This is a genomic window from Neosynechococcus sphagnicola sy1 (assembly GCF_000775285.1).
Lineage (GTDB): Bacteria > Cyanobacteriota > Cyanobacteriia > Neosynechococcales > Neosynechococcaceae > Neosynechococcus > Neosynechococcus sphagnicola.
The window spans coordinates 204,634-211,313 of sequence record NZ_JJML01000016.1 but is presented as its reverse complement, the minus strand read 5'-3'; the positions used below and the strand labels follow the sequence as shown (position 1 = coordinate 211,313).

The 6,680-nt window shown below is 50.9% G+C and carries 6 protein-coding genes and 1 pseudogene; 6 read left to right on the top strand and 1 reads right to left on the bottom strand.

The genetic code is table 11. From position 1 onward, the window contains the following. Both DO97_RS08250 and DO97_RS23815 read left to right on the top strand, forming a co-directional pair. A pseudogene (locus DO97_RS08250) lies at positions 1 to 1,229 on the top strand (calcium-binding protein); the annotation flags it as partial. A 13-nt stretch (positions 1,230 to 1,242) separates the two neighbouring features. Continuing rightward, positions 1,243 to 1,998, top strand: a complete 756-nt coding sequence (locus DO97_RS23815; protein WP_036532339.1) for a calcium-binding protein — start codon at positions 1,243 to 1,245, stop codon at positions 1,996 to 1,998. Between the two features lie 87 nt (positions 1,999 to 2,085). Here DO97_RS23815 and DO97_RS30185 read toward each other — a convergent pair whose 3' ends face one another. Continuing rightward, positions 2,086 to 2,337 (bottom strand): helix-turn-helix domain-containing protein, encoded by a 252-nt coding sequence (locus DO97_RS30185; protein ID WP_156120492.1) that lies wholly within the window; start codon positions 2,335 to 2,337, stop codon positions 2,086 to 2,088. 145 nt (positions 2,338 to 2,482) lie between these two features. On the opposite strand from DO97_RS30185, the gene DO97_RS08240 reads away from it, so the two are divergent. From DO97_RS08240 to DO97_RS20845, 4 genes are all read left to right on the top strand, one after another. Then, on the top strand, positions 2,483 to 3,430 hold the full coding sequence (locus tag DO97_RS08240) for an RsmB/NOP family class I SAM-dependent RNA methyltransferase (RefSeq protein ID WP_036532337.1): 948 nt from the start codon (positions 2,483 to 2,485) through the stop codon (positions 3,428 to 3,430). Positions 3,431 to 3,565: 135 nt separating this feature from the next. Continuing rightward, entirely contained in the window at positions 3,566 to 5,302 is a 1,737-nt protein-coding gene (locus DO97_RS08235; RefSeq protein WP_036532410.1) for a helicase HerA domain-containing protein, read from the top strand. Positions 5,303 to 5,322: 20 nt separating this feature from the next. Then, the gene (locus DO97_RS20850; RefSeq protein ID WP_052128516.1) at positions 5,323 to 5,892 is read left to right on the top strand and encodes an AbrB family transcriptional regulator; all 570 of its coding nucleotides are present in this window, start codon (positions 5,323 to 5,325) and stop codon (positions 5,890 to 5,892) included. Then, positions 5,810 to 6,592, top strand: coding sequence for an AbrB family transcriptional regulator (locus DO97_RS20845; protein WP_072016403.1), 783 nt, complete (start codon positions 5,810 to 5,812; stop codon positions 6,590 to 6,592). Before DO97_RS20850 ends, DO97_RS20845 begins: the two co-directional genes overlap by 83 nt. Positions 6,593 to 6,680: the final 88 nt, after the last annotated feature.

Sequence of the window (6,680 nt, the reverse complement as noted above, 5' to 3'; positions counted from 1 at the left end):
ATGGCTTCAACAGCAGTTTGAACCTCTCCAGCCTCAATGGTTCTAATGGTTTTGCCATCAACGGCAGGAATGTTCAAGACTACTCAGGCTTTTCAGTCAGCAGTGCCGGGGATGTAAATGGCGACGGCATTGATGACCTGATTATTGGCGCTCGGGGTGCCGACCCCAAGGGCAGCAATTCGGGGCAAAGCTATGTGGTCTTTGGCTCTAGCGGTGGCTTTAGCAGCAGTTTAAATCTCTCCAATCTCAATGGCAGCAATGGTTTCGCCATCAATGGCATGAGCGCGCTTGACTACTCAGGCTTTTCAGTTAGTAGTGCCGGGGATGTCAATAGTGATGGCATTGATGATCTGATCATTGGTGCTTGGGGTCAGGATCAAAATGGTTCAGGTTCAGGTCAGAGCTATGTTGTGTTTGGCTCTAGTAGCGGTTTTAGCAGCAGTTTCGACCTCTCTAACCTTTTCCTCAGCAATGGCCCTAGCGGTATCGTTATCAACGGCATTAGCGCGCTTGACTTCTCAGGTCGTTCGGTCAGCAGTGCCGGGGATGTAAATGGCGACGGCATTGATGACCTAATTATTGGTGCTTATGCTGCCGATCCCAATGGCATGAACAGTGCAGGACAGAGCTATGTGGTATTTGGCGCCCCTCGTGGCACGGGAAACTCTGATTTAGTCACTGGCACCAATGGCAATGACACCATTGAAGGTCTGGCAGGGAATGATACCCTACTCGGCTTAGGTGGTCACGATTCCCTGGTGGGTGCTGCTGGCAACGATTCCTTAGTCGGCAGCAGTGGCAACGATACCTTAGATGGTGGCAGTGAAGCAGATTCTCTTGTGGGTGGTTTGGATAACGACACCTATGTCGTAGAGAGTGCTGGCGATCTAGTGGTTGAGAACACTGGTGAAGGCACAGATTCTGTTCAGTCGAGCATTACTTACACCCTAACAACCAATGTTGAAAACCTGACTCTAACAGGGAGTTCCACCATAAATGGCACCGGTAACTCCCTTAACAATCGGATCATTGGTAACAGTGCTAATAACTCTTTCAATGGAGGAGCCGGGACGGATACCCTTGAAGGTAGCTCTGGCAATGATAATCTTACCGGAGGAGTTGGAGCCGATAGTCTCGACGGTGGAACTGGCACTGACAGTGCAAATTACAGTGCATCGAGTGTAGCTGTATCCGTCAACTTGGGCACAGGCACCGGGAGTCGGGGGTGATGCCGCTGGGGATGTGCTGAGCAATATTGAGAATTTAAGCGGCTCAGCCTTCAATGACACCCTGATTGGCAATAGCCTCAACAACAGTCTGACAGGAGGTGCAGGGAATGATAGTCTGGTTGGCGACTTAGGCAATGATAATCTTACCGGAGGAGTTGGAGCCGATAGTCTCGACGGTGGAACTGGCACTGACAGTGCAAATTACAGTGCATCGAGTGTAGCTGTATCCGTCAACTTGAGCACGGGCACCGGGAGTGGGGGCGATGCAGTTGGGGATGTGCTCATTAGTATTGAGAACCTCGGCGGTTCTGCCTTCAATGACACCCTGATTGGCAGCACGGTTAATAACAGTCTCAGTGGGGGAGCGGGAGCAGATAGTCTAATGGGGGGTGCAGGCAGAGATAATCTCAGTGGAGGTGATGGTGCTGATACCCTGACGGGGGCTGGGAGTGGAGATTTAGGGGTGGGTGCCATTGACACCCTCACGGGGGGAGCAGGGAATGATCTATTTGCCTTAGCTGGGTTCTACAACGATGGCAATAGTTCCACCTCTGGGATCTCTGATTATGCATTGATTACTGATTTCAGCACAGCAGTGGATGTAATTCAACTGACAGGTGCTGCCAGTAATTATGTCTTAGCAGCGTCCCCCATTGGTGGCATCTCTGGCACAGCGATCTATCGGGATGACACGGTGGATGAGTTGGTGGGAATTGTCAAAGATGTAACTGGGCTGAACCTTTCTGCTGGGTACTTCCAGTACATCTAAGGTTTTCCGGAGGGCTATTGGCGATGGGATTGATTGAGCGGCCCTTGAAGATCTCCGAAATACTATTATCCAGAGGATTTGAGGGCTTCACTCCTTAACAGCACAGTGCCCCCGTCCCGTTGCCTCCCACAGTCCCGAGAATCCCCCTGCCTGCCATCGCTTAATCGTCGGTCTCACGGTATGTTCATGGCACTCAAACAGCTTGGCTATCATTGGAACGTTCTGCCTTGAGCGTTTAAGCGCAGCATATAAGCACGATCTCGCGTCCGTTGCGGTACAGTTATTGCGACTCGCAGTTCCTTCAACATTTCGTCTTCTGCTTCGCTCAATGTTACTCATAGGGGGCTGGCATCTTTGTGAACGTAAGGATATTTCCTATACTTAATTCACCATGCCTACTTATCGGTAGAGGGGGCTCATCGCCGACTACGCTCAAGATCCTTGCTTTTGAGATTACAAAAACTTCCTAAAGTAAACTGTTAGCATGGATCAACCATCCAAATTGTTGTTGAAACTGAGCCGACAGTTATTCTCTGAATCTGCCCAACAGGGGCAGTTTTTGGATCGGATTCTGCATCCTCGCCCCTATTTGCCCTGTGTGCTCTGGTGTCAACCCCACCCACCAGATTTACCCTTCACCCTCGAGCCTGCGACATCTTGGCAACCCCCTTTTGTGGATCGCTTAGCCCTAGGCTCAAAGCCGGGACAAACCGCTTTACACGAGCAGGGCTACTTTTACTGTCTGGACTTTTCTTCCGTGTTTGCCGCCTCAGTTTTATGTGCCATTCCCTCCCCGATCGCATGCCTGATTGATGTTTGTGCTGCACCGGGAGGCAAAAGTATCTTTGCTTGGGTGGCCTTGCAGCCAGCAGTTCTAGTCAGCAACGAAGTAATCAGGAAGCGACTGGGAATGTTGATTGCCAACTTAAGGCGGTGTCAAATTCAAACAGCAGTGATTACCAGTCTGGACTCCCAAGTTTTGGCTGCTACCATTCCCCATACGGCTCAAGTAGTACTAGTCGATGCTCCCTGTTCGGGTCAATCTCTCTTAGCCAAGGGAGATCGCGCCCCTGGTTGTTTCCATCCCGTGAGTATAAATAAGAATGCCAATCGCCAAAAACGAATCCTGGCGAATGCTTCCTATTTAGTTGCCCCTCAGGGCTACTTAGCCTATATGACCTGTACCTATTCTCCGGAAGAAAATGAGCGGATAATCAACTGGTTTCTGGAACAATTTCCCCAGTTTCGACCCATGGTTATTCCCCATTTAATGCCCTATCAGTCTCATTTAACCACGATTCCCTGTTATCGGATGTGGCCCCAGGAGGGGCTGGGTGCGGGGGCTTTTACCGCCCTTTTTCAAAATACAGAAACAGGAGATACCCCTGAGATCGCCCCTGCTTTTTTGCAGCAGGCTCGATTGATCCTATAACCACTTTTCTGATGGCATCGGATGCTCAGGCTGTATGGGTTTGATTGTGGATCTGTCGACAGATTTAGGTCTGGAAATGATAGGTTAATGGCAAAACGATCTAAGATCAGCCAAAAGCATCGGGCAATCAGCACTATGAATGCAGAGCAGCCTTTAGGATCGGTGATTCAAGGCTCCCTCAGCCAGGGATTAGAAGTACGACTCCACCCAGATATTTGTGTGGAAGAAATGCGGGTGGGCAAGTTTCTGGTGGTACAGGGGGTACGATCGCGGTTTTTTTGTATGCTCACCGATGTGGCCTTAGGAACTGCCAGTGCCAGAATTCTGGCCAATCCACCCGATCCGACGAATACATTTTTACAAGAGGTGATTGCGGGTACCGGCACCTATGGGACGATCAATCTCACCCCGATGTTGATGTTTACCCCCCAACCTGAATTAAAGTTTCAAGAACCCAGCCATCCGGTCAAAGCTCAGAAAAAACGGACATCTCAACTGACTGCTGCTGGCTCCTTTCAAGCACAAACCAGTAGCGCCATTGAACTCCTCCCTGTCAAAACCATCCCCAGTCATTTCAGCCAGGTATTTGATGCCAGTGAACGGGACTTTCGGGCAGTGTTTGGCTGGGAAGATGATCCCCATCGCCGTAACTTTGCCATTGGTCAACCCATTGATATGGAGGTACCGATCTGTCTGGATCTGGATCGGTTTGTGGAGCGCAGCAATGGGGTCTTTGGGAAGTCAGGAACGGGTAAATCTTTTCTCACCCGGTTATTACTGTCGGGGATTATCCGCAAGCAAGCAGCGGTGAACTTAATCTTTGATATGCACTCGGAGTATGGCTGGGAAGCAGCCCGAGAAGGGAAGCATTTCAGCACGGTCAAAGGCTTACGACAACTGTTTCCAGGACAGGTACAGATCTACACTCTGGATCCCGAATCGACCAAGCGACGCGGGGTGCGAGATGCCCAAGAGCTTTACATCAGTTATGACCAGATTGATGTGGAAGATCTGATGCTGGTGCGGCAAGAATTAAATCTCTCCGAAGCCAGTCTGGAAAATGCCATTATTCTCCGGAATGAGTTTGGAAAATCTTGGATTTCCCGCCTGTTGGCGATGAGCAATGGCGAAATTCAGGAATTTTGCGAGACCAAAATGGGGAGTAAATCCTCGATCATGGCCTTGCAGCGGAAGCTCAACCGCCTAGACGAGTTGAAATATATCCGCAATACTTGCCCCCTGAACTATGTCGGTCAAATTCTGGAATCCCTGGAAGCAGGGAAGCATGTGGTCGTTGAGTTTGGTTCCCAGTCCAATATGTTGTCTTATATGCTGGCAACCAATGTGATCGCCCGCCGCATTCATGCCAGTTATGTCCGCAAAGCAGAGCAGTTCCTACAATCCAAAAATGTCAGCGATCGCCCCCAACAGTTAGTGATCACCATTGAAGAAGCCCACCGCTTTCTCGATCCCAGTACCGTCAGGCAAACCATCTTCGGTACCATTGCCCGGGAGATGCGCAAGTATTTTGTTACCCTGTTGGTGGTAGATCAGCGTCCCTCGGGGATTGACCCGGAAGTAATGTCCCAGATTGGCACCCGGATTACCGCCCTCCTCAACGACGAAAAAGATATTGAAGCGATTTTTACCGGGGTTGCGGGAGCCCAGAGCTTACGAGCCGTGCTGGCGAAACTGGATTCCAAACAACAGGCGTTGATCCTGGGTCATGCCGTACCCATGCCCGTTGTCGTCCGCACCCGTCCCTACGACGAGACCTTCTACGCCGAAATTGGGGATGTTCCTTGGGACGAACTGCCCACCTCTGTTGTTTGCAAAGCAGCTGAAGCTGCCAAGGCTGATTTGGGATTTTAATCCTGCCCATAATGGAGTCAATGAAGCACAGTCAGGAGCCCTTGGTATTGACGGAACCCATTTTCCTGCCAGCCCAACCTGGAGACCCATGGGTTCCCCCTTGGTTAGTGGTATCCCTGGAACTGATCCTGTCAGCGGTGATCGGTGGAGGATTGGTTACCCTCCAGATTGGCAGTGGGGCCTGGATTCTGGGTGGCATTGCGGCCGGGGCGATCGTGTTCTATCTTTACCGTGGCTGGTTCAACCCCCAGGCTAAACCCCATCCCAATGCGCGCAAGATTGGGCAAATGCTCGTCGGGTTGACCGTTGGCTGCTCTCTCCAGCACAGTGACCTCACATCCCTATCGGCTCAGTTTCCGATCTTTATCGGTTTAGCCTGCTTTTTACTGGTGAGTGGGGTGATGATCGGGTCGGTTTACTCCCGTTTAGCAGCAACGGATGTCCTGACTGGGCTACTCGCAACTGTGCCAGGGAATATTGGGGTCATGGCTAGCATTGCCGCTGACTATGGCAAAAACTATTCCCCTGGTGTCTTTAGTGCAGTTGATGCGGTTCACCGCTGTCACCCTGATAATTCCCCTCCAGATTGATTTCCAGACCCCAACCGTCAGCGTTGACCCCTGGAATGCCATCCTCAAGGGGCTGACCGAAAATTTATTCCCCATTAATGGGACGCAGCTGCTCTCCCTATGGTTTTTGCTAGGAACCACAGCCCTTGCAGTTTACTGGGGTCAACGACTTAAAATTCCAGTTGCAACCCTCCTGTGTGCGATCGCCGTTGGGTTTGGGTTAGAACAGCTGTTCAATGGATTGCCCTTTCTCCCCCAGAGCCATTTCAGCTTACCCCCAGCCCTCACCATCTTGGGTCAACTGTTGCTGGGAATTACTATCGGTGAGTACTGGGGGCTGAACCCCAGATTAAAGGGGAAAACCATCGCCTTTGCCTCGATTCCAGTGGCGCTGACCTTTCTCACCGGATTTCTCTGCGCCGGAATTGCCAAATTACTCACCCCCTGGGACTGGATCACCTGTCTGTTGGTCACGGCCCCCGGTGGTTCGCCGGAAATGATCTGGATCTCACTGGCCCTCAATCACCAGGTTGAGATTGTTTCAACGGGGCATGTGGTGCGCTTACTGGCGATTAACCTCTGTCTCCCCGGTTTGATTTCCATGGCTCGCCACCTAGACCGCAGGGCAGATCCCGTGCCACACGAAACGGTGAGCCAAGTGATCAAAAATGAGAACTACCTGCTTCCGAAAGACAAAAACAAGCCAGATTTCGAAAAATAGCTGTGAGTTCAGGACAGGGTAATCACACAGAAAAAGTTTCTTCAGAAGAGATTTGAGAATAACACCGATCTTGTAATTTTATATTTTG

Coding starts and splice junctions, on each gene's coding strand:
- DO97_RS20845 (WP_072016403.1), top strand. CDS start 5,810: ATGGCAAAAACTATTCCCCTGGTGTCTTTAGTGCAGTTGATGCGGTTC.
- DO97_RS30185 (WP_156120492.1), bottom strand. CDS start 2,337: ATGAGTAACATTGAGCGAAGCAGAAGACGAAATGTTGAAGGAACTGCG.
- DO97_RS20850 (WP_052128516.1), top strand. CDS start 5,323: ATGAAGCACAGTCAGGAGCCCTTGGTATTGACGGAACCCATTTTCCTG.
- DO97_RS08240 (WP_036532337.1), top strand. CDS start 2,483: ATGGATCAACCATCCAAATTGTTGTTGAAACTGAGCCGACAGTTATTC.
- DO97_RS08235 (WP_036532410.1), top strand. CDS start 3,566: ATGAATGCAGAGCAGCCTTTAGGATCGGTGATTCAAGGCTCCCTCAGC.